The organism is Nostoc sp. 106C, assembly GCF_002154725.1.
GTDB lineage: Bacteria > Cyanobacteriota > Cyanobacteriia > Cyanobacteriales > Nostocaceae > Aulosira.
Window position 1 is genome coordinate 1 of the sequence record NZ_MTAW01000043.1, and the last position, 22,313, is coordinate 22,313.

At 42.6% G+C, this 22,313-nt stretch carries 17 protein-coding genes and 2 pseudogenes; 8 read left to right on the forward strand and 11 right to left on the reverse strand.

Going from position 1 to position 22,313, the window contains the following annotated elements; genetic code table 11:
* Nucleotides 1-727: pseudogene (locus BV375_RS02725) on the reverse strand (NTPase); the annotation flags it as partial.
* Between the two features lie 152 nt (nt 728-879).
* On the opposite strand from BV375_RS02725, the gene BV375_RS02730 reads away from it, so the two are divergent.
* Nucleotides 880-1,695 carry an Rpn family recombination-promoting nuclease/putative transposase gene (locus BV375_RS02730; RefSeq protein ID WP_086757022.1) on the forward strand — a complete coding sequence of 272 codons (816 nt, stop codon included), beginning with the start codon at nt 880-882 and terminating at the stop codon, nt 1,693-1,695.
* 68 nt (nt 1,696-1,763) lie between these two features.
* Nucleotides 1,764-2,480: a Uma2 family endonuclease gene (locus tag BV375_RS02735; protein ID WP_086757024.1), complete on the forward strand. Its 717-nt coding sequence runs from the start codon at nt 1,764-1,766 to the stop codon at nt 2,478-2,480.
* Nucleotides 2,481-2,504: 24 nt separating this feature from the next.
* On the opposite strand, the gene BV375_RS02740 is transcribed toward BV375_RS02735, so the two are convergent.
* Nucleotides 2,505-3,473 carry an NAD(P)-dependent alcohol dehydrogenase gene (locus BV375_RS02740; protein WP_086757026.1) on the reverse strand — a complete coding sequence of 323 codons (969 nt, stop codon included), beginning with the start codon at nt 3,471-3,473 and terminating at the stop codon, nt 2,505-2,507.
* Nucleotides 3,474-4,651: 1,178 nt separating this feature from the next.
* Here BV375_RS02740 and nifB point away from each other — a divergent pair.
* From nifB to BV375_RS02770, 6 genes and pseudogenes are all read left to right on the forward strand, one after another.
* Entirely contained in the window at nt 4,652-6,100 is a 1,449-nt protein-coding gene (gene nifB, locus BV375_RS02745) for a nitrogenase cofactor biosynthesis protein NifB (protein ID WP_086757028.1), read from the forward strand.
* An 88-nt stretch (nt 6,101-6,188) separates the two neighbouring features.
* A complete protein-coding gene (locus BV375_RS02750; RefSeq protein ID WP_086757030.1) occupies nt 6,189-6,542 on the forward strand; it encodes a 4Fe-4S binding protein in 354 nt (117 codons plus the stop codon).
* A 154-nt stretch (nt 6,543-6,696) separates the two neighbouring features.
* The gene (gene nifS, locus BV375_RS02755; RefSeq protein WP_086757032.1) at nt 6,697-7,905 is read left to right on the forward strand and encodes a cysteine desulfurase NifS; all 1,209 of its coding nucleotides are present in this window, start codon (nt 6,697-6,699) and stop codon (nt 7,903-7,905) included.
* Between the two features lie 103 nt (nt 7,906-8,008).
* Nucleotides 8,009-8,926, forward strand: coding sequence for a Fe-S cluster assembly protein NifU (gene nifU, locus BV375_RS02760; RefSeq protein WP_086757034.1), 918 nt, complete (start codon nt 8,009-8,011; stop codon nt 8,924-8,926).
* 190 nt (nt 8,927-9,116) lie between these two features.
* Nucleotides 9,117-9,473, forward strand: coding sequence for a group 1 truncated hemoglobin (locus BV375_RS02765; protein ID WP_086757036.1), 357 nt, complete (start codon nt 9,117-9,119; stop codon nt 9,471-9,473).
* Between the two features lie 338 nt (nt 9,474-9,811).
* Nucleotides 9,812-9,955, forward strand: a pseudogene (locus tag BV375_RS02770) (AAA family ATPase); the annotation flags it as partial.
* A gap of 353 nt (nt 9,956-10,308) precedes the next feature.
* Here the strand turns inward: BV375_RS02770 and BV375_RS02775 are convergent.
* The 9 genes from BV375_RS02775 to BV375_RS02815 all read right to left on the reverse strand — a co-directional run bounded on the left by BV375_RS02775 (nt 10,309) and on the right by BV375_RS02815 (nt 21,853).
* A complete protein-coding gene (locus BV375_RS02775; protein WP_086757040.1) occupies nt 10,309-11,502 on the reverse strand; it encodes a PEP-CTERM sorting domain-containing protein in 1,194 nt (397 codons plus the stop codon).
* Nucleotides 11,503-11,931: 429 nt separating this feature from the next.
* The gene (locus BV375_RS35725) at nt 11,932-12,645 is read right to left on the reverse strand and encodes a hypothetical protein (protein ID WP_143841964.1); all 714 of its coding nucleotides are present in this window, start codon (nt 12,643-12,645) and stop codon (nt 11,932-11,934) included.
* Between the two features lie 887 nt (nt 12,646-13,532).
* Nucleotides 13,533-14,597, reverse strand: a complete 1,065-nt coding sequence (gene aroF / locus BV375_RS02790; protein WP_086757047.1) for a 3-deoxy-7-phosphoheptulonate synthase — start codon at nt 14,595-14,597, stop codon at nt 13,533-13,535.
* Nucleotides 14,598-14,634: 37 nt separating this feature from the next.
* Complete coding sequence (trpD, locus tag BV375_RS02795) at nt 14,635-15,732, reverse strand: anthranilate phosphoribosyltransferase (protein ID WP_086757049.1); 1,098 nt, start codon at nt 15,730-15,732, stop codon at nt 14,635-14,637.
* Nucleotides 15,733-15,739: 7 nt separating this feature from the next.
* Nucleotides 15,740-16,981, reverse strand: a complete 1,242-nt coding sequence (gene trpB / locus BV375_RS02800) for a tryptophan synthase subunit beta (RefSeq protein ID WP_086757051.1) — start codon at nt 16,979-16,981, stop codon at nt 15,740-15,742.
* 153 nt (nt 16,982-17,134) lie between these two features.
* The gene (gene trpA, locus BV375_RS02805; protein WP_086757053.1) at nt 17,135-17,962 is read right to left on the reverse strand and encodes a tryptophan synthase subunit alpha; all 828 of its coding nucleotides are present in this window, start codon (nt 17,960-17,962) and stop codon (nt 17,135-17,137) included.
* A 448-nt stretch (nt 17,963-18,410) separates the two neighbouring features.
* Nucleotides 18,411-18,569 (reverse strand): hypothetical protein, encoded by a 159-nt coding sequence (locus BV375_RS37985; protein ID WP_243713828.1) that lies wholly within the window; start codon nt 18,567-18,569, stop codon nt 18,411-18,413.
* Between the two features lie 168 nt (nt 18,570-18,737).
* Nucleotides 18,738-19,589 carry an indole-3-glycerol phosphate synthase TrpC gene (gene trpC, locus BV375_RS02810; protein ID WP_086757055.1) on the reverse strand — a complete coding sequence of 284 codons (852 nt, stop codon included), beginning with the start codon at nt 19,587-19,589 and terminating at the stop codon, nt 18,738-18,740.
* Nucleotides 19,590-19,645: 56 nt separating this feature from the next.
* Complete coding sequence (locus BV375_RS02815; RefSeq protein WP_086757057.1) at nt 19,646-21,853, reverse strand: anthranilate synthase; 2,208 nt, start codon at nt 21,851-21,853, stop codon at nt 19,646-19,648.
* Nucleotides 21,854-22,313: the final 460 nt, after the last annotated feature.

Sequence of the window (22,313 nt, forward strand, 5' to 3'; positions counted from 1 at the left end):
TAGTCTGTCTTGTCCTTCTTTGCTTCCACAATATTAGACCTGAATCCTTACCATTTTGCGGGATAAAGATTTGCCATAAGTTAACTGGATGTTCCCGTGATGTATTCTCTAAACTATCTAATTTCAGATTGCCGTAACGCTCGCGAATAGTTTCTAAATATTGTACTAAGTTAAAATCTTTGGGAATATCAGCGTTTTCTTTTAAAGTAGTATCAATACTGGTTAATGTTTGTAACTCTAAAATAGAACGTAACTCTTTTGACTCTTGCAGCAGTTCTTGGACTTGTATAAAATACTGGTCTATAAATGCTTGCCAGTTAAACTTAGGTGGCAGAGTTTTAAGTTGTAGCCTTTGCCAACTATCTTCTAAAGTTTTAAAGTTTAAATCTTCACAGCTAATATCAAAAGCCTGACCAAGAATTTCCTTTACAGACTTGTCGCTAATAAACTTTTTGATATCTTTGGTGTAATCCTTGATTTCTTCCTCAGAAAGTTTGCACCGCACTTTTAACTGCTGTTGCATCAGTTGCAAAAATTCCTTTAACGCCTTACCAGCAGCAATTTCAATATCTTCTTTTTTCAGTTTGTCTACAATCTTTTTAGGAATACCCTTTAATAAATCCTTAGCCCAATCTTTAGCAGCATCCTTTGCTAAATCTTCCAAAATCGGCTTAAAAATAAATGCGGTAGCCTGAGTTACACCCCAAATAGCCAACCAGTCTATCATAATACTCGTATCTGTTTATATTTTGATTACGAGTATATACACTAGCTGGAGTGATGATTCCAAACTTCAGAGTAATTACAGAAATCTCAATCTTACCAAAAGATATCGAAATGGTAAAATCACTACAATACAAAATCTGCTAAAACCTCTGTGTGAAAACCGACAGCATATTTTATCGCCTATTTCAGGAATTCCCCAGCATCTTCTTTGAACTAATTGGCAACCCTCCCGAAACCGCCAACATCTATCAATTTGCTTCAGTTGAAATCAAGCAAACAGCCTTTAGAATCGATGGTGTTTTTCTTCCCATCCAAAATACAGCAAGTCCGATTTATTTTGTTGAAATCCAATTTCAACCAGATGCAGATATTTATTTACGCCTGATATCAGAAATTGCTTTATACTTACGCCAAAATAAACCAAAAAATCCTTGGCGAGGAGTGGTGATTTATCCTAGCAGGAATATAGATATCGGTCATAAAAAACATTTCTTAGAATTCTTCCAAAGCCAGCGTATCAGCCTAATTTACTTAGATGAATTAGGCACTACTGCGTTATTACCAATAGGTATTGCTACGATAAAATTAGTAATTGAAGGGGAAAATACAGCAATTAACACCGCTAGGGAATTAATCAACCGCACCCAACAAGCAGACAATTTACAAATACCACAAAAACAATTACTAGAATTAATAGAGACAATCCTAGTTTATAAATTTCCGCAAATGAGTCAAAAGGAGATAGAAGCAATGTTTGGATTAAGCGAATTAAAGCAAACACGAGTTTATCAAGAAGCTAGAGAAGAAGGTGAACAAATAGGTGAACAAAAAGGTCGTTTGGAAGCAAAATTAGAAGCTGTACCTAAGCTTTTAACACTGGGTTTAACTGTGGAACAGATAGCACAGGCTTTAGATTTAGAGGTTTCACAAGTCCAGCAAGTAGCGCAGCAAACACCCCTAAATCAATAAATTAATATTAATGCGATCGCTATCTAAACTAGAAATAACAGCAAAACCCCATACTTGGAGGTGCAGCAGTGGTACAACAAGTCACACCAGAAACCACTATCAAAGCCATCTACCCAGAAAGTGATGGACAGCCAATGGCGGATAATACAGAACAATTTACATGGATTATCAAAATTAAAGAAAATTTAGAAATCCTATTTGCATCGCAAGCTGATGTATTTATCGCTGGAGATTTGTTTTGGTATCCAGTTCAAGGAAACCCTAATATTAAACAAGCGCCCGATACAATGGTAGTTTTTGGTAGACCAAAAGGAAAACGGGGTTCTTATTTACAGTGGGATGAAGATAATATTCCGCCACAGGTAGTATTTGAAATTCTATCGCCAGGTAACACGCTCAAAGAAATGACCAAAAAATTGCAGTTTTACCAGCGTTACGGTGTAGAAGAATATTATATTTACGATCCAGCTAAGAATGATTTAAATGGCTTGCTCCGTTCTGGCGATAGTTTTGAAGTCATCGAAGAAATGAATGGCTGGGTAAGTCCGCGTTTGGGAATCCATTTTCAATTAACAGCAGAAACTCTGGAAATATTTTCATCCACCGGACAAAAGTTTTTAACACCTGTAGAAATTGACTCCTTACGGGAACAAGAACGTCAACGCGCAGAACAAGAACGTCAAGCAAAGGAAGCGGCTTTACAAGAATTACAACAAGAGCGCGATCGCTATCAAGAATTGTTAGCTAACCTCAAAGCGCAGGGAATTGACATAGATAATTTGTAATTAGCGATCGCACCTGATTAACGCTCAAGTACTAGTAACAGCGATGTCTACGACGGGCTGCGCCAACGCAATTTTTCCAACTGCACGTTCTGTTTCACTTTCTGTATGAGCCGCTGCTAATTCTTGTAAAGGATAAGTGCGATGAATCACAACCCGAATTTTACCCGCTTCAATCAACTCTTTTAAATAAAGCAAGTCTTTAGTATTAGGTTTTTCTAAGATAAATTTGACTTTTTGACCGGGTAGGAAGGTTGTTAAAACACTCTGCACAATACTTTCAGGGCTGGGTAGGGTTGTGATATATACACCATTGGGTTTGAGGACTCGTTTGCAATCAGAAGGCGATCGCTTACCAACGGCATCGAAGATCATGTTATACGGCCCTGTTTCTTGAGTAAAGTCTTGTTGCTTATAGTCAATTACCCGATCTGCTCCCAAAGATTTGACTAAATCCACATTTTTGGTACTGCAAACTCCTGTTACCTCTGTCCCCAAAGCCTTGGCAATTTGCACTGCGAAAATGCCTACACCACCAGCAGCGCCATTAATCAAAACACTTTGCCCAGCCTGGATATTACCCTGGTCGCGTAATGCTTGCAAAGCCGTGAGCGCAGCTAAAGGGACTGCGGCTGCTTCTTCATAGCTTAAGTTCGTAGGTTTGGGAGCCGCTAAATTTTCCGGGATAGCCGCAAATTCAGCATAAGCGCCTCCAGGTAAAGTAGTACTACCGTAGATTGCGTCGCCTGGCTGGAAACGTTTGACTTGAGAACCAATCGCTACAACTTCTCCCGCCAAATCAAACCCCAAAATCATCGGGAAGTTGTAACCTGTGAGCAATTGCAACATTCCCTGGCGGATTTTCCAATCAACGGGATTTACACTACTGGCGTGAATCTTCACAAGTATTTGGTCAGGTTTAATTGTCGGTTGCTCCACATCCTCATACTGCAACACCTCAGCAGTCCCATATCGGCGGATAACAACAGCTTTCATCTTAATTCCTCCTGCTACCCTGTTTTTCTCTATGAATACAGTTTACTGGGGACTGGGAATTGAGGATTAGGGATAAAGAAGATAAGCTCATATCTTCTACTTCTCCGTACAATCCTTATTTGAGGGAGATTATTCCTAAGAAAGTTACATTATTTTTCTCGATTATTATTGCTAAATCAATGATTTTGGATTTTTTACTTAGTTCTTAAATAACATCAAATTTTTTGTGGAAGATGTCAGCAATAAAAAATACTTACTTGTCTTCCTCCTTCTGAAAGAAAGAAAAATTAAGGTAAAAAATTAAGTTTTTTGAAAATGATATGCATTAATCCGCTTGTTATCACTTATCTGTAAGCTTTATATAGCAAGGTTTGCAAGCAGTATTGACTATCATTTTTAATGAAAAATTAAAAAAATATAAATTACATTTTTACCCAAAAAAAAATGATATGTTGGATACAGAATTGAATTTCGCACGTATCTGGAGTAGAACAACGTAGCCTACTCCAGTTTTTCCCCCCTCAATCCCCTATCACTACTGGCTTTGGGAGAGTTTCGGGGGAAGTTTGAGTACAAGCTCAAACATCTAAAAAGAATATAAAATATCGCCCAAACTATTGCAGGGAATGGATTTTAGCTGAGTACAAAAAAATCCTGTACCCCTCTTCAAAAATACTTGTACCCCAATCAAAAAATACTAGAACCCCTATCCGAAAAAAAATTTTTTAATTCTTGTAATGCCTAATTTATGAAGGTTTGAAGATTTGAGTACAAACCTAATAAATCCAATAAATTCTATTCCATATATACATATCACCGACCTGAAAATCGGCTGATATAAATCATATATCGCCAATCACTTAACGCTTCTACACAAAATAAAAGCGAAGAGTGAGTGGAGGGATGAGATAGCACCATGCTCCTGTGAATAGAAGTCGCGGCGTTACGCACGAATTCTACCCACGACCCTAACGTTGACACACACCAGCCGAAAATCAAGGATTGTAAGCCTGCCCTACTCTAAAATCGGATGTTCTCATCAGCATCTACGCTACCGCAAAAGAGTAAGTTCCTGCGAGCAACATGAGTAGAAGCTGCGACTTCGATTCCTGGGCATCAAGAGTAGCAACGGCATCTCTCACAGTGGCAAGCCAGTCCACCGACCCTTGCGAAATTCAATGACACTACCGTCTACAGGACTCCTCACCTCCTCCAGTCAGGAACCGACCACTACCCAAGCCAAATCAGGTGGTTGCGGATGCGACAGCAAAAGCAACGCCACCGTGGAAATGGACGAAAAACTCAAGGAACGCATTGCCAAGCATCCCTGCTATAGCGAAGACGCACACCACCACTACGCCAGAATGCACGTTGCAGTCGCCCCAGCCTGTAACATTCAATGCAACTATTGCAACCGCAAATTTGACTGCGCTAATGAAAGTCGTCCTGGTGTAGTTAGCGAGTTGCTAACTCCCGAAGAAGCAGCCCATAAAGTATTGGTGATTGCAGGTAAGATTCCCCAAATGACAGTCTTGGGAATTGCTGGTCCTGGCGATCCACTGGCGAATCCAGAAAAGACATTCCGCACTTTTGAGTTGATTGCAGACAAAGCCCCAGATATCAAACTTTGCCTCTCAACCAACGGTTTGATGCTGACCGAATATGTCGATCGCATTAAACAACTGAATATAGATCACGTTACTATTACCCTAAATACAATCGACCCAGAAATCGGCGCACAGATTTATTCTTGGGTTCACTACAAGCGTAAGCGTTATAGAGGTGTTGAGGGAGCTAAGATTCTGCTCGAAAAGCAGATGGAAGGCTTGCAAGCCCTCAAAGAAGCTGATATCTTGTGCAAAGTCAACTCGGTAATGATTCCGGGCATCAACGACCAGCACTTGGTGGAAGTAAATAAATTCATTCGTGAAAACGGCGCATTCCTGCACAACATCATGCCGTTGATTTCTGCCCCAGAACACGGCACACACTTCGGTTTAACCGGTCAACGCGGCCCTACAACCAAAGAACTTAAAGAAGTTCAAGACAACTGCGCCGGCAACATGAAGATGATGCGCCACTGCCGTCAATGCCGCGCCGATGCTGTAGGATTGTTAGGAGAAGACCGCAGCCAAGAATTTACCAAAGATAAATTCTTAGAAATGGCTCCCGAATATAACCTAGAACAACGCGCCAGTGTTCACGAAGGTATTGAGAAGTTTAAACAAGAAATTAAAGCAGCCAAAGAAAAGGCACTAACTGGCAAGAAATTTGCTAATAATCCGAAAATCCTCGTTGCAGTCGCAACCAAAGGTAGTGGATTAGTTAACCAACACTTCGGTCATGCGAAGGAATTCCAGGTTTACGAAGTGGATGGTAGTGAAGTACGCTTTATCAGTCACCGCAAAATTGACCACTATTGCCAAGGTGGATTTGGAGAAGAAGCCACTCTAGACAACATAATTAAAGCGATCGCAGATTGCAAAGCGGTTTTAGTCTCCAAAATTGGGAACTGTCCCAAAGAAGAATTGCACAAAGCTGGCATACAGACTGTTGAAGCTTACGACGTAATTGAGAAGGTTGCTTTGGAATATTACGAGCAATATATCGAAGGACTAGGCAAATAGGGTATGGGGCATGGGGCATTTGCTATGCCCAATCCCCAATGCCCAATGCCCAATTCCCCATGCCCAGTACTCAAAAAGGAGAATAGTCATGGCTTACAAAATCACTAGCCAATGTATTTCCTGCGATTTATGTCTGTCTGTATGTCCTACTGGTGCAATCAAAATAGTTGATGGTAACCGCTGGATTGACCCCGCACTTTGCACAAACTGCGTCGGTAGTATTTATACAGTGCCTCAATGTAAAGCTGGTTGCCCCACCTGCGATGGTTGCGTTAAGCAACCCAGCGATTATTGGGAAGGTTGGTTTGCCAACTATAACCGCGTTTTAGGAAAGTTAACAAATAAAGAAGATTACTGGGATCGTTGGTTCAACTGTTATTCCAAGAAATTCTCTGAACAATTGCAAAAGCGTCAGCCCCAAGTGATAGAAGCAAAAGCATAATATATAGGCCCTTTGGGATGCTTGCCGCAGCCTAGGATGAAGCCTACTTATACGACTTCATCCTACCTTCCGACGAACGCCCTACAGACTTCATAATTCATATTACTGGTATTACCTCAAATTCTTGGCTCTTCTCTCATCAAAATTAGAAGCAATGCAAAATAGCTGCATTTATCTCGATAATAATGCCACCACTAAGGTAGACCCAGAAGTTGTAGCGGCGATGGTGCCCTACTTAACTGATTATTACGGCAATCCCTCTAGTATGCACACCTTTGGTGGGCAAGTTGGCAAAGCGGTGAAAACAGCAAGAGAACAACTTGCAGCCCTTCTGGGAGCCGATGAATCGGAAATTGTCTACACCAGTTGCGGAACTGAAGGCGATAACGCCGCAATTCGCGCCGCATTGTTGGCGCAACCAGAAAAGCGACACATTATTACTACCCAAGTTGAACACCCGGCAGTACTGAATGTCTGCAAACAATTAGAAAGCCAAGGTTACAGTGTTACCTATCTTTCGGTAAATGGTCAGGGACAAATAGATCTAAATGAACTAGAAGCTTCCTTGACTGGAAACACCGCCTTGGTGACGATTATGTATGCGAATAACGAAACCGGCGTGGTTTTCCCAATCGAGCAGATTGGATTGCGAGTGAAAGAGCATGGCGCTTTATTCCACGTCGATGCGGTGCAAGCAGTCGGGAAAATTCCTTTAAATATGAAGAATAGCACCGTAGATATGTTAACCTTATCCGGTCACAAAATCCACGCCCCCAAAGGAATTGGCGTTTTGTATGTGCGGCGCGGGGTAAGATTCCGTCCCTTGTTAATTGGCGGACATCAAGAACGTGGACGCCGTGCGGGAACAGAGAATGTTCCAGGAATTATTGCTCTCGGCAAAGCTGCCGAACTGGAACTGTTACATTTAGAAGAGGCCACTAAGAGAGAAAGAAGGCTGCGCGATCGCCTAGAACAAACCTTACTCGCCACGATTCCTAACTGTGAAGTTAACGGCGATATTACGCAGAGATTGCCAAACACCACTAACATCGGCTTCAAGTATATCGAAGGAGAAGCCATCTTACTCTCCCTGAACAAATACGGTATCTGTGCCTCATCTGGTTCTGCTTGCACCTCTGGCTCTTTGGAACCTTCCCACGTATTACGGGCAATGGGTTTACCCTACACCACATTGCACGGTTCCATCCGCTTTAGCCTCTGTCGCTACACCACAGATGCCGAAATCGATCAAGTAATCGCGGTTATGCCTGAGATTGTAGAACGTTTGCGTGCCCTTTCACCCTTCAAGAATGACGAAGCAGGTTGGCTGCAAGCACAAGAACAAACACTGGCTCATCATTAGGAATTGGGAAGGGGGCATGGAAGACAAGGGGGACAAAATTAATACCTCATGCCCTATGCCCCATGCCCACTCAAAACTCATCACTCAGCACTCGGAACTTAATATGTGGGACTACACAGATAAAGTATTAGAACTGTTTTACAATCCCAAGAATCAGGGAGCTATTGAAGAAGCTGATGAATCTGGGGTGAAGGTAGCAACTGGAGAGGTAGGTAGCATTGCTTGTGGTGATGCTTTGAGACTGCACTTGAAGGTTGAAGTTGCCAGCGATAAGATTCTTGATGCTCGCTTTCAAACTTTTGGTTGCACCAGTGCGATCGCATCTTCTAGCGCCCTCACTGAAATGATTAAGGGTTTAACTTTAGATGAAGCCCTAAATGTCTCTAATAAAGACATTGCAGAGTACCTGGGTGGATTGCCAGAAGCGAAAATGCATTGCTCTGTCATGGGGCAAGAAGCCCTAGAAGCGGCAATCTATAATTATCGTGGCATTCCTCTGGCTGCCCATGATGACGATGATGAAGGAGCGCTCATTTGTAGCTGCTTTGGTATCAGCGAATCCAAAATTCGGCGCGTGATTTTGGAAAATAACCTTACTGATGCCGAGCAGGTAACAAACTACGTCAAAGCTGGTGGCGGATGCGGTTCTTGTCTGGCAAACATTGATGATATTATTAAAGATGTAGAGCAACAAGCCGCAATACCTGCGCTCAACAACTATGGCGTGAAAGTTGCAACCGATATTGTTACTGCTAAGCAATCACAACGCCCATTGACCAATGTGCAAAAAATCGCACTAATTCAGAAGGTCTTAGATGAAGAAGTCAGACCAGTGCTGATTGCTGACGGCGGAGATGTGGAACTGTACGATGTGGACGGCGATAGAGTCAAGGTTCTGTTGCAAGGAGCTTGTGGTTCTTGTTCTAGCAGCACAGCAACTCTTAAGATTGCCATAGAAGCCAGGTTGCAGGATCGTGTCAGCAAGAACCTGATAGTCGAAGCGGTTGAGCCATTACTATAAAACTTACGCACTGCACAAATACACCCTAATGTGCATCAGCCAAGACACAGAACGTAGGATTGGACCAATAAAGTTCTCTTCGCATCAATACTTCAGTCCTACTGACAACAGAAAGCTAAAAGCACATAGGCAAGTATTCAACGCCTAATTGCGAATTCCATAATCCAACTCGCTTCAAAGGAATGAGGATATGAGCGCACTCTACGAAAAAATTGGCGGACAAGCAACTCTCGACAAAGTAGTTGATGATTTGTACAAACGGATTCTGGCAGACAACACCGTTAATACGTTCTTCGCTAAGACAGATATGGCGAAGCAGCGTGCTCATTTTACTGCTTTCGTAGCTCAGTTACTTGAGGGACCAAAGCAATATGCAGGCCGTCCAATGGACAAAACCCACGCAGGTATGAATTTACAGCCCCAACACTTTGATACTATTGCCAAACATCTTAGTGATGCAATGGCTGCAAGTGGAGTTCCGGCTGCTGATGCTAGCGCTGCAATGGCTCGCGTCGCCAATTTGAAAGGCGCTATTGTGAACAAGTAACAGGACTGAGACATTGATTTTTGACGAAGACATCAGTCAAGTCCTACCAAGTGTTTCTATCTGACACACAAGTATTTGTAAAGTGCGTAATTAGCTTTGTTAATAGTCAGGACAAATGGCTATTAACAAAGAATAAAACAAAAAAAATTTTAACGAGGAACATAGATGTCTTTACTACCAATAGTTTTTGCTGTGGAGCGATCGCCCCCAGCAGGCACTTAGTGCTAACGCCAAAGGCGACGTTCTACACAAACTCACTGCCGTAGCTCAACGGGCGTGAGACCCAACAGACAAAAGCAAAAGACCCACCAACCAACCAATTGCAGGAAACACGAACCATGACTGACGAAAACATTAGACAGATAGCTTTTTACGGTAAAGGTGGTATCGGTAAATCTACCACTTCCCAAAATACCCTAGCAGCTATGGCAGAAATGGGTCAGCGCATCATGATTGTCGGTTGTGACCCCAAAGCTGATTCCTATTGTTTTTACATAATGGTCAGTCTATAAACTACCCTAATTTACTAGGGACAAAAAATATTTCCACTATTGAATGATAGACAGAATACGACCAAACCCTTTCTTGAATAAATAATTAATCCTTTTCTGCCTTTTTTATTACTTTTTCAACAAGCCCTAATTACCTTACTCATCGCATTTTGATGTTTCTGACTCACCCTGATTTCTCTTTTTCTTCTGCCTAGAATGACAAAAGCGGTTGATGGGCGATTTGTCAATAACCTCCACAAAAAAGCTCAGGCTCTTGGTTTAGAACTTATTCCTATTTCTCAACCCACCGAATGTGTTTCTTGAAAGAGGGCGAAAGTATTGCTCTACTCAACCTTATTCTGTAACCTCGTAAATTGGCGAAGGTATTGGTGACGGAACCCTTTTTTAAATCTCGACATCAGCAAAGACAAAAGTCCTATTACTACTAGGGGTATTGAAGAAGGTTCTGGGACAGAGTGAGAGTTTTGTACAGGCTGATATACATTTCCTTGATATTTACTGAGTGATGTCAAAAGCCGCTGAATGTCGGAAGATGTATTACTGAAATCAGTACCAGCACCTTTAGAAAGGATGAGTCGGTTAAATGTCTCGGTTTCTGATGCACTAAAATCTCCTGTTAACACAGTAAAATCTTTACCTATTTTGCCAACAAGGGAGTTAATCAGGTTATTAATTTCAGCTTTGGTGCTTTGAGGTAAAGACTCTAGACTGTTGGTATTTTTATCAATACCTACTAGCCAGTTGCTATTACCCACAACTGTGTTGTCACTGGTGAATATCCAGTTACCATTGCCAATGATTGTGTTGTTACTACCGAAGTCCCAGTTGCCGTTTCCAATAGTTGCGTTTTCGCTACCGAAGTGCCAATTCCCATTACCTAAGGTTGCGTTGTTACTTCCGTCATCCCAATACCAGTTACCGTTACCAAGATTTGTATTGCCACTTCCAAATAGCCAGTTGCCATTACCAATAGTTGCGTTGTCGCTATTAAAGTTCCAGTTGCCATTACCAATAGTTGCACTGTCACTACCAGAGTTTGAGTTACCATTACCAATGGTTGCGTTGTTGCTACCAGAATCCCTGTTACCATTACCAACAGGTGCATTGCCTGCATTAAAACGCTGGCTGCGATCGCCAGAATAGGCCATGTTGTTGCCAAGAACTTCCCGCAACAACGGATCGAAAGGTGATTGCTGAAGCAGGCTTCCAGCACCTGCAATGGGGTTACCGCCACCTGCAAACGAGTTACTGCCAACACTTGGAATGGGACTACCACTGCCTGCAAACGGGTTACTGCCGCCACCTGTAAATGGGCTATCAGCGTTATTGGAGAATTCGTCACCTAGAACTAACTTCAAACGATCAAAGATTAATTGCTGAAGCTTACCACCACCTTCGCCCGCAAAAGAGTTGATACCGCCACCAGGAATTGGATTGCTACTACTGCCAGCGGAGGGATTACTAACAGCCGAGGTGTTGTTCCCATAATTAATTGGGTTGGCAGCAGATGCTTCCATCAGCATTAATCTCCTGTTTTTAGTTTAAAAATTTTGCAAAAAAAATGGTATCAAAAAGACAAATTTTAGTTACCTTGATGACGGGATTATTTAGTATTTTTTAAATTAAATTCTGAGCTAAAAGCGTAGAATTTTTTGTGCTTCGTAGCATAAAGTATTCAACACAATAGCTTTGATGGAAGCAAGAAAATTTTCATCAACCGTACTTCAGTAATAAATATTAATAAAATTCACCCTCAAACCGCAATGGCCAATCTTTTGATTTCTATGCCAATATTTTTGCTATTGAAACTAATCCGCAGATAAACAGATGTATTTCATCTTTGTATTATGTAGAAAGCGTTCTGCAAGAGGCTTTTCTTCGAGACGTTTAGCGATCGCCAACGTGTCTATGTTTATTTTTATCTGCGGATTGTTGCAGAAATCCTACTAACTGCCACCAAATGACGGGATACCGCCACTACCACCACCGAATGATGGGATACCACCGCTACCGCCGCCAAATGACGGGATACCGCTGTTATCGCCACCAAATGATGGGATACCGCCACTACCACCACCAAATGATGGGATACCGCCACTACCACCACCAAATGATGGGATACCGCCACTACCACCACCAAATGATGGGATACCGCCGCTACCACCAAATGACGGGATACCGCCGCTACCGCCACCAAATGCTTGATCTAAAGGTACGTCATCACCAAGTTCGTTTTTAAGCCTAGAGTTAACAAGTTTGTCAATCTCCACCCTCAAACTGAACCCGTCTGGCGGTTGAGTTGTGTTGCTGCCTCCACCGATTAAAGGATCGCTGCCACCATTAGCTAAGGGGCTGCTGCCACTGCTGCCACCAGTCAAGGGGTCGCTGCCACCACTAGTAGCCCAAGGGTTGACACCACCAGTCAAAGGGCTACCCGGAGCATTCGGGTCGCCAAAGCGAGTGAAGGGACTACCGCCACCAGGTGAGGAACCGCCGCCGCCAGATGGAGGAGGGCTACCTTTTCCACCACCAACGCCCTTGAATATATCACCGAAATCGTTTATACCAACTTCCTGTAAGCGGCCCCAAGGTGAACTCCCAAGTGAATTGCCACCGCCAGCAGAGGAATTGTTGCTACCACCACCAATCGAATCTGCCATCAGAAATAATCCTCCTATCTTTTGGGTCAAAATTACGTTAGTGCTGGAATATTAAGTAGACAAAATTTAACTAGCTTCACGGCTTTATTTTTGTCTTTTTACACTGCCGGAGCTAGTTATCAGCTATTGGCGTATTGAGCTTATTTGGTTGTAATATTGAGTAACTCATCTAATATTTCAAAACCAAAACTAAGCTTAATTTACGCTAGCTACATATATATTAAGTAAGTGGAATTGCTATTACAATGAAAAATATTTAGATTAAAAGGTCAATAATTTGTATATTTATTTTTTATTAGTGATTAGGGCAAATGTATTTAAAGTTTTTAGAATCTAACTATAGATTTTTGCTATTTGGCGCATGATATACATCCGATACTTATGCCTAATTCTTAATACCATTTTGCGCTCAAATATAAGTCGTAAGGTAAATGACAAGAGCAGGTGATATCATAATACGGTTCAGTTAAGGTGGTTAGAGATTGATTGTCACTTGTTGAAAAAGCCAGCATCTTGGGGGAGAATCCCCCAAACCCCTCCAAAATTAGTGTTCTGTTTTTTTGTTGAGTAACTAATTTTTTGGCTTTGTTGTTGATAATTTTCTTAACTGAACTGTATTGGGTGATAAGTAGAACGGTGTGGAAAAACAAAACTATGTTAAGAAAAATCAAATAGGCTTAAACCCTCCTGCCTCCTGCCTCATCCCAACGATAAATATTCACGCCGACCTACTTATCATTTCTGGTTAAGCAGTTGTCATTGCGAGTGGAGCAAAGCTGAACGTTCCGCGAACGCTACATTTCATTTCGCTCGCAATGACATAAATAATTTTACGTAACCACTTATTTTGGAATTTTCTCAGTACTCAGCCTTCGATCGCAGTGCGACTACACAGAACCGACTAATGCAGGCACAGACCAGCGATTAACTACTTTGCCAATAACGGACATTTCCTGAGTTAAGCGATCAAATTTATCAGGGGTTAGGGATTGGGGGCCATCAGATAAAGCCTTAGCAGGGTTGGGATGAACCTCAATCATCAAAGCATCTGTACCTGCGGCGATCGCAGCCATTGCCATCGGTGCAACATACTCGGATCTACCTGTACCGTGGCTGGGATCAATCATAATTGGTAGGTGGGTGAGCGATCGCAATACTGGCAGCACTGATAAATCTAAAGTATTACGGGCATATTTGCCATCAAAGGTTCTAATTCCCCGCTCACAAAGAATCACATTTGGATTTCCTGATGCCAAAATGTATTCTGCTGCCATTAACCACTCGTCAATTGTGGCAGACATTCCTCGCTTTAACAGCACGGGTTTATCTTGAGCGCCTACCTTTTTGAGCAACGAGAAGTTGTGCATATTCCGCGCTCCGATTTGGATGATGTCGGCTGTGTTAGCTACTGCTGGTAAATCGGCAGCATCCATTAATTCTGTGATGATACCTAAACCCGTAGCTTGACGCGCTGCTGCTAACAAATCTAAGGCGCTTTCACCATATCCTTGAAATGCATAAGGTGAAGTGCGAGGTTTGTAGGCTCCGCCACGGAGAAATTTGGCTCCTGCTGCTTTAACCCGCTTTGCTGTCTCCACAATCATCGCTTCATTCTCAACCGAGCAGGGCCCGGCTACTACTACGATGGGATGATGTTCTCCGAAATAAACACGTTCGTTGGGTGTGGGTACAATAACTTCGCTAGCTTCTCCATTTCTGAATTCTCGACTAACCCGCTTAAAAGGCCGCTGTACTCGCAATACTTGCTGAATCCAAGGGCTATACTCTTGAACTTGCAAGGTATCAATGGCAGAAGTATCGCCAATTATCCCCAGAATAACTTTATGCTCACCAACGCTTTTTTCTACTGTGACTCCCCAAGTTTCACTGATCTCTTGGCTGATCTGTGTAATTACGTCAACAGGCGTACCAGTCTTAAGTACTACAATCATGTTCTTTTTCCTTTTTTATAATTGAGTAGCTATTCGATTAGTGCAAAAATTTAGCTAGTTGCTCTAGTTTTTCCCAAGCAGCACCGCTTCGGAGAACTTCCTTCGCGAGCACAATACCTTTGAAACAGCCTTCTAAAATATCCGTTGTGCCATCAATGGCTTCACCTACTTGCAAAGCTAGCGCTGTATTTAAAGCGACTACTTCATGCTGTGCTTCAGTGCCTTTACCTTGAAGAACTGCCTTCAAAATTTCTGCATTTTCTGGGACATCTCCACCCCGCAACGCCGCAGTTGGTGCGGGAGTTAAACCAAGTTCCTCTGGATCGAGTGTCAGGGAACGGACTTTTTGATCTTGAAGTACAGCCAAATCAGTAACATCAGCCAAACCAGCCTCATCTAACCTTTCTCTTCCGTGGACTGCGATCGCTTGTCGGCATCCCAACTGCGATAAAGCTTGAGCAATCTCCTCTAATAAAAGCGGGTCATTCACACCAATGATTTGTCCTGTCGGTCGTAGCGGATTCACCAAAGGGCCAAGTAGATTAAAAATAGTCCGCACTTTCAAAGTTTTTCGCAAATCTGCAACCGCTTTGAGTGCCGGATGCCAACCGGGGGCGAATAAAAAGGTAATTCCCACCTCACCCACTGCTGCTTGTACTTTCTCAGGGCTGGCGTTGAGATTAATACCCAAAGCTTCCAACACATCAGCAGAACCAGTTTTGCTAGATGCAGAACGATTGCCATGCTTGGCAACTTTCACCCCAGCGGCGGCGGCAACAAAGGCAACGGCAGTGGAAATGTTGAAAGTTGAAGCGCCATCGCCACCAGTTCCGCAAGTGTCTATGAGAGTGCTGAGTGAGGAGTGGGGAGTTGTGAGTGGGGAAGATTGGGATTGCAAGACGCTGGCCATGCCTACTAATTCTTCGGCGGATACGCCTTTAACTTGAATCGCGGTTAAAATCGCTCCCGATAATACCGGGGGAATAGCATCTGTGAGCCAACCTTGCATTAAATCCGCAGCTTGGAAAACTGTCAAAGATTGCCGATTTAGCAACTGTTGCAATATAGCTGACCAGTTGTAAGATTCAGAGATGACCGAAGTATTTTGAGGTGCAGTTTGAGTTACAGCTATCATTGTTTAATCACCCCAAAACTTTAGCTACAGTTTGCACATCCTTGTCGCCTCTACCAGAACAATTAATCACAATGCGGGGATTGCCACTTAGTTGCGGGCAAAGGGTTTCGAGATAGGCGATCGCATGAGCAGTTTCTAAGGCGGGAATAATTCCTTCTAGTTGTGCAAGTCGCTGAAATGCTTCTAATGCTTGCTTGTCGGTGACGCTGTAATATTCGGCGCGGTTAATATCCTTTAAATAACTATGCTCAGGGCCAACGCCGGGATAGTCTAATCCAGCACTAATCGAATGTGCTTCGATTACTTGACCGTCATCATCTTGTAGGAGATAACTCATTGCACCGTGCAAAACTCCCACTCTGCCATGTGTTAAAGTTGCGGCGTGTTTGTCTGTATCTACACCTTCACCAGCCGCCTCTACTCCAATTAAACGCACAGATGTTTCGCCAACAAACTCATGGAACAAGCCGATCGCATTGGAACCACCACCCACACAAGCCAGCAGAATATCTGGTAATCCTTGCCATTTCTCTTGGCATTGAGCGCGAGTTTCTACACCAATTACAGTATGAAAGTCACGGACTAACATTGGGTAGGGATGAGGGCCTGCAACGGAACCCAAAATATAGTGAGTCGTTTCAACATTCGTTACCCAATCACGAATTGCCTCGGAAGTGGCATCCTTTAAAGTTCCTGTTCCCGCTTCCACTGGTCGAACTTCTGCCCCCATCAGCTTCATGCGAAACACGTTCAGGGCTTGCCGTTCCATATCGTGGATGCCCATGTAAATTACGCAGTCTAAACCAAACCGCGCACACACAGTTGCAGTCGCCACGCCATGTTGACCTGCTCCAGTTTCTGCAATCACTCGCTGCTTACCCATGCGTTTGGCTAGCAACACCTGAGCTAAGGCATTATTTATTTTATGTGCGCCTGTATGATTTAAATCTTCCCGCTTTAAATAAATTTGTGGCCCTGTACCATCAGGTCTAGCGTAATGTGCAGCGAGACGTTCCGCAAAATATAAGGGGCTGGGTCTTCCCACATAATCGCGCAGCAAATTTTGCAGTTCGGCTTGGAAACTTGGCTCGTGGCGATATTGATAAAATGCAGCTTCCAACTCAGTTAAGGCTGGCATTAAGGTTTCTGGGACATATTTACCACCAAAGCGTCCGAACCTGCCTAATGAATCAGGTCGCGCCGTCGCCGATGGGGAAATGATATCTTTAATCTCTGGAATGCTTACCACTACTTAAAATCCCCTCACATTCAATATTTCTTTCACAACTCATATTTCCTCTGCATTTCCTTCTCTGTGTTCTCCGCGTCTCTGCGGTTCGTTACTCTTCATCGAACCACAGAGGCACAGAGAACGCAGAGAGAGAAAGCAATAGAGTTTGGCTTACCTAGCGGAACCAACTTGTTGCAGCGATGCAGGAGTAATCGCAGCTTTCAGTTCTCGACAAAGTTGTTCTACAGCTTGCAGTCCTTCAATTGGATTACCTTCAGCTAACCGTTTCACAAAAGCACTACCAACAATCACAGCATCTGCGCCCCATTCTCTTACCTGATGTGCTTGTTCTGGTGCTGAGATACCAAAACCAACACCAATCGGTTTATCAGTGATGCTACGAATATCTTTGAGTAAATGCTGTACGCGGTCTTGGATTTGAGAACGCATCCCCGTAACACCTGTTACACTTACAAGGTAGATAAAACCCTGAGATTGACGGGCGATCGCTTCTATCCTATCTTGAGAACTGGTAGGAGCTACGAGCAATATCACTTCAATATCAAAAGTAGCAGCAGTTTGTATTAATTCTTCTGCTTCTTCTAAGGGTAAATCTGGCACTACTAACCCCCGCACCCCAGCAGTAGCAATTTCTGCTAAAAACGACTTAATACCCCGGTGCAATATGGGATTGTAATAAGTAAATAAAATGATTTGTGCTTTTAAGCAGGGAATTATAACGTGCAACATCTCTAGCACTTGCTCTAATTTCGTTCCTTTTTGCAAGGCGCGGGTGGCTGCGGCTTGAATTACAGGGCCATCTGCTAGAGGATCGGAGTAAGGAACACCCAACTCTATAAAGTCAGCACCATTACGATCTAAGATGCTTAAAGCCTCGGCGGTAGTTTGTAAGTTAGGATCGCCAGCGGTTATAAAGGGAATCAAAGCACACTGTTTGTGGCTGCGTAAAGTTTGAAAGTGATGGGAAATTGTAGTCATCCTAAAAAATGTTGATGGTTAATGGCTTTGAAATAATAATCAGCAATAAGTAATTAGTGATGCCTTCGCTACATTCTTCAGTCAACAAAGCTTTTTACTCCGTTAACGAGGCTTTTTGCTCCGTTAACGAGGCTTTCTGCTCCGTTAACGAGGCTTTTTGCTCTGTTAATGAGGCTTTTTGCTCCGTTAATGAGGCTATTTACTCCGTTAATGAGGCTATTTACTTCGTTAATGAGGCTATTTACTCCGTTAATGAAGCTTTTTGCTCCGTTAACGAGGCTATTTACTCCGTTAACGAAGCTTGAAACCTCATTTTTTGAGATTAGAGATGTGAGTAATAGCTAATAACTCACACAGGGGAAGAAATTAATCATGAGCGATAAATCATAAACCTTGATTTATACAACCTTTAGAACAATCTTGCCGCGCACATCCTCGCCGCCTTCCTCTAGCTTTTTATGCGCTTTTGCCATTTGATGCAGCCCAAAAGTTGCGCCGATAACTGGCTTTTCACTAAAACTTCATTGTTATTAGGTATCGGTTTTTCTACCTCAAGTTCTGTAAAGACTTCTGGTTCGCCAAAATTTGCGATCGCCATTGCTTTCATAACAATTGCCTCTAAGCTTTGTCTCTTGTAGGAAAAGGGTTAAAGGGAAAGCAGCAAGGAAAAAATAATTTTCTTGTGAACTAAATCTTTCCCTTTTACCCAGCACTGCAAGAAGTCTATTTTGGTTACGGGACTCACCAAATTCCTGAGAAAGAGGAGCTAGGTTTTCTAAACGTTATTAACTGAGTTAGGAGAACCGCGTCTTAACAAATTACGCACAGCTTGCTCTACATTATTTTTTTTAATTAAAGACTCTCCTACCAAAACTGCACGCGCACCACCTTCAGCGACAAGAGATAAATCAGCAGGTGTAGACAGTCCAGATTCACTGACAACGGTGATACCCAGACTTTCTAATCTTTGCCGACGCTGTGCTATGAGTTGCTGTGTTGTTCCTAAACTAACAGTAAAATCTTCGAGATTGCGGTTGTTAATTCCTACTAAACGTATGTTGTTAAGCTTTAGCACTCGATCGAGTTCAGCTAAGGTATGAACTTCCACTAATGCATTCATGCCCAAGTCATGAATTACATCTAAAAATTCTTGGAGTTGTTGATCGCTAAGAATGGCAGCAATCAACAATACAGCATCTGCACCCGCAGACCATGCTAAATAAATTTGGTAGGGATCGATAATGAACTCTTTGCACAGTAGGGGTAATGCAACCAGCGATCGCACAGCACGCAGATTATCAAAACTGCCTTGAAAAAACTTTTGGTCAGTCAGCACAGATAAACAAGCTGCACCACCTCTTTCATAAGCTTGAGCGATCGCCACTGGGTCAAAATCCGCCCGGATAATCCCGCGACTCGGTGACGCTTTTTTTACTTCGGCTATTAAACTGGGTTGACTAGAATTGTGTTGCAAAGCAGTCAAGAAATTCCGCACAGTTGGCGCAGTAGTTAACTGGTTTTGCAAAAAAGCTAAAGGCAATTCTTGGTGCATTTGTGCGACTTCTTGTTTTTTATGCCACACAATTACTTCGAGAATATTGCGCGCAGGAGCAACTTGGTTAGTCATAAACAGGGGGCTGGGGAAGCTGGGGTAGCGGGGGGAGAAGAACTCCTAACCAATGACTAATGACCAATAACCAATGACTTATTGGTTTGCGTGTATGCACCCACCACATTTTTAATCATTGCTAGACCGATTTCTCCGGCTAGAGTCATGATTGATTCGGGATGAAACTGAACCGCAGTGATAGGTAGTGTCTGATGTTCAATCGCCATAATTACGTCATCATGAGAAATTGCGGTCACATTGAGTTCTATTGGCAAATGCTGTGGTAGAGCAAACAATGAATGATATCTACCGACTGCAAAGGATTCCGGTAAGTTTTTGAATATCACGGAATCTCGATTGATAACTAAAATTTCTGAAGATTTCCCATGTTGGGGATATTTGAGAACTCCTAATTTTCCCCCAAAAGCTTCAACAATGCCTTGTAGTCCTAGGCAAACTCCAAAAATGGGAATTTGGCGACGGATACAGGCAAGGACAGTCTGTGGTACTTTAAAATCATTTGGTCTACCAGGGCCAGGAGACAAAACAACCAAGTCAGGGCGTTCTGTGTCGAACAGCGATTCTGGAAAGCCATGACGTAGGGTAGTAACCCTGGCACCAGTTTGGCGAATGTAATTTGCTAGGGTATGAACAAATGAATCTTCATAGTCTATTAATAAGATGCGTTTGCCAAGTTCGACTTTTGAGATATATTTGCTCAATTTTGGAGAACGGTACTCTTGAGTTGTTTCGTTTTTTTGTTTGGCTCGCCGAATCGTTTCAAATAGTGCCGCAGCTTTGGTGATTGTTTCTTGTTCTTCTGCTTGTGGCACAGAGTCATAGAGGACAGTAGCACCAACGCGCACTTCAGCAATTGAGTCTTTTAAGCGGATTGTCCGCAAAATTAGCCCAGTATTTAAATTACCATTGAAGTTTAAATAGCCAACCGCACCACCATACCAACGTCGAGCGCTGCGTTCATGCTGTTCGATAAATTCTATTGCTGCTTTTTTGGGTGCGCCTGTGACTGTAACTGCCCAAGTATGGCTAAGAAAGGCATCTAAAGCATCAAATTGCGATCGCAGTAAACCTTCAACATGATCTACTGTATGTATTAGGTGGCTGTACAATTCAATTTGCCGACGACCAATCACTTTTACTGAACCAGGTTCACAAATACGGGATTTATCATTGCGATCTACATCAGTACACATTGTCAACTCAGCTTCATCTTTGCGTGAGTTGAGTAACTGAAGAATTTGCTCGGCATCATCAATGGCATCTTGTCCCCGGCTAATAGTACCGCTAATCGGACAAGTTTCTAAGCGCCTACCTTCCACCCGCACAAACATTTCTGGAGATGCACCGATGAGATATTCTCCACCTAAATTAAAGATAAATCCATAAGGACTGGGATTAATTTGCTGTAAGGTTTCAAATAGCTTGCTTGGCTGCTCTTCACAGACTTCAAAGAAGTTTTGGCTAGGAACTACTTCAAATAAATCACCTCGGCGGAAGTAATCGAATGCAGCCTCAACTTGCTGCTTTGCGTACTCGCCTATTTGATGGTCAGCAGTTTGCTTTGGTAGTAGTCGCTTACCTTTAAAGTCAATAGATTCGCCTGTTCGCGGCAGATTATTGGTGCTGCCATAGGCTGTGATAAATTCATATTCAAAACGAAATGCCCGTTGCTGATAATAGTCAACAACTATTAATTCATCGGGTAAGTAAAGTACTAAATCTCGTTGATCTGAGGCACGTTCCAAACTCCAAGAAATTGGCTCAAATTGGAAAACCAAATCGTAACCAAACGCACCATATAATCCTAGATGTTCGTCTTCTTGACTAGAAAAAGTATGTAGAATTTCTCGAATAACTGTAAACGATGAAGGTTGTTTGCTACGCTCTTCTTCCGCAAAGAATTGTTGGGCAGGTTTAACAAACCCTGTGATGTAGTTCTGCTCTTGGCTAACTTCCTGAAGCTGTGGTGAGTGGGACAGACGCTCTAAAAGCAATAGTAAAAGTACCTTGCCACGATCGTTAAGTGCTGTCAGAGTGAATGCATTTTCCCTTGTTGTCAATTCTAGTGGTGGATTAATAAATCCAATCGCCCATCTCTTGTATCTTCCTGGATATTCGTAGCTACTTTTCAGCAAGCCTCCACGCTGAGAATTAAGGTGGAACAGAATATTTTCCAGGGCAGTGTTCATCTTAACTTCTGTAACCGAGCGAGAGACACGCACACCGCCAAGGGTTGTGTAAAACAAGGAATCAACAATCATGGGTGATTTCTCTAGAATAGTGAATCAGTCAGTCATTAGTTGAGAGCTATTAATCATTATTAGTAAGTAATTTTCAAGCTGGGAAAAATTTAGACAGTTCAATGTCAATATAATTGAAGCCATCCCAATCAGCGTACCTTGCTGAATATGATGTATTTAAAAAATTTTTATTTCTTTCTCGATACTACTCAATCTAAAGCAGTTGATACATGAATAATTTTTAGATAGAAGTATCAATTTATTTGTTTTATCTAATTGTTTGTTAGTGGTATTTCTGAGAATTATTTAAAAATTTCTCGCCTCTCCCTATAGTTATAGAATCAGCCAAAGATTGGTAATAAAAAATTCTCTAGCAGAGCCAGAAAATCAGTAATAGGAGGTCATTTTTAGATCCCCGACTTCTTCAACTCGACTTTAGCCATTAAAGAGCAACGAAACAAAATGTAAAGAAAATGGAGCC

Excerpts from the sequence above, each read along its gene's own strand:
- BV375_RS02740 (WP_086757026.1), bottom strand. The coding sequence starts at position 3,473 with ATGAAAGCTGTTGTTATCCGCCGATATGGGACTGCTGAGGTGTTGCAG.
- nifB (WP_086757028.1), top strand. The coding sequence starts at position 4,652 with ATGACACTACCGTCTACAGGACTCCTCACCTCCTCCAGTCAGGAACCG.
- BV375_RS02750 (WP_086757030.1), top strand. The coding sequence starts at position 6,189 with ATGGCTTACAAAATCACTAGCCAATGTATTTCCTGCGATTTATGTCTG.
- nifS (WP_086757032.1), top strand. The coding sequence starts at position 6,697 with ATGCAAAATAGCTGCATTTATCTCGATAATAATGCCACCACTAAGGTA.
- nifU (WP_086757034.1), top strand. The coding sequence starts at position 8,009 with ATGTGGGACTACACAGATAAAGTATTAGAACTGTTTTACAATCCCAAG.
- BV375_RS02765 (WP_086757036.1), top strand. The coding sequence starts at position 9,117 with ATGAGCGCACTCTACGAAAAAATTGGCGGACAAGCAACTCTCGACAAA.
- BV375_RS02775 (WP_086757040.1), bottom strand. The coding sequence starts at position 11,502 with ATGGAAGCATCTGCTGCCAACCCAATTAATTATGGGAACAACACCTCG.
- BV375_RS35725 (WP_143841964.1), bottom strand. The coding sequence starts at position 12,645 with ATGGCAGATTCGATTGGTGGTGGTAGCAACAATTCCTCTGCTGGCGGT.
- aroF (WP_086757047.1), bottom strand. The coding sequence starts at position 14,597 with ATGATTGTAGTACTTAAGACTGGTACGCCTGTTGACGTAATTACACAG.
- trpD (WP_086757049.1), bottom strand. The coding sequence starts at position 15,732 with ATGATAGCTGTAACTCAAACTGCACCTCAAAATACTTCGGTCATCTCT.
- trpA (WP_086757053.1), bottom strand. The coding sequence starts at position 17,962 with ATGACTACAATTTCCCATCACTTTCAAACTTTACGCAGCCACAAACAG.
- BV375_RS37985 (WP_243713828.1), bottom strand. The coding sequence starts at position 18,569 with ATGAAAGCAATGGCGATCGCAAATTTTGGCGAACCAGAAGTCTTTACA.
- trpC (WP_086757055.1), bottom strand. The coding sequence starts at position 19,589 with ATGACTAACCAAGTTGCTCCTGCGCGCAATATTCTCGAAGTAATTGTG.
- BV375_RS02815 (WP_086757057.1), bottom strand. The coding sequence starts at position 21,853 with ATGATTGTTGATTCCTTGTTTTACACAACCCTTGGCGGTGTGCGTGTC.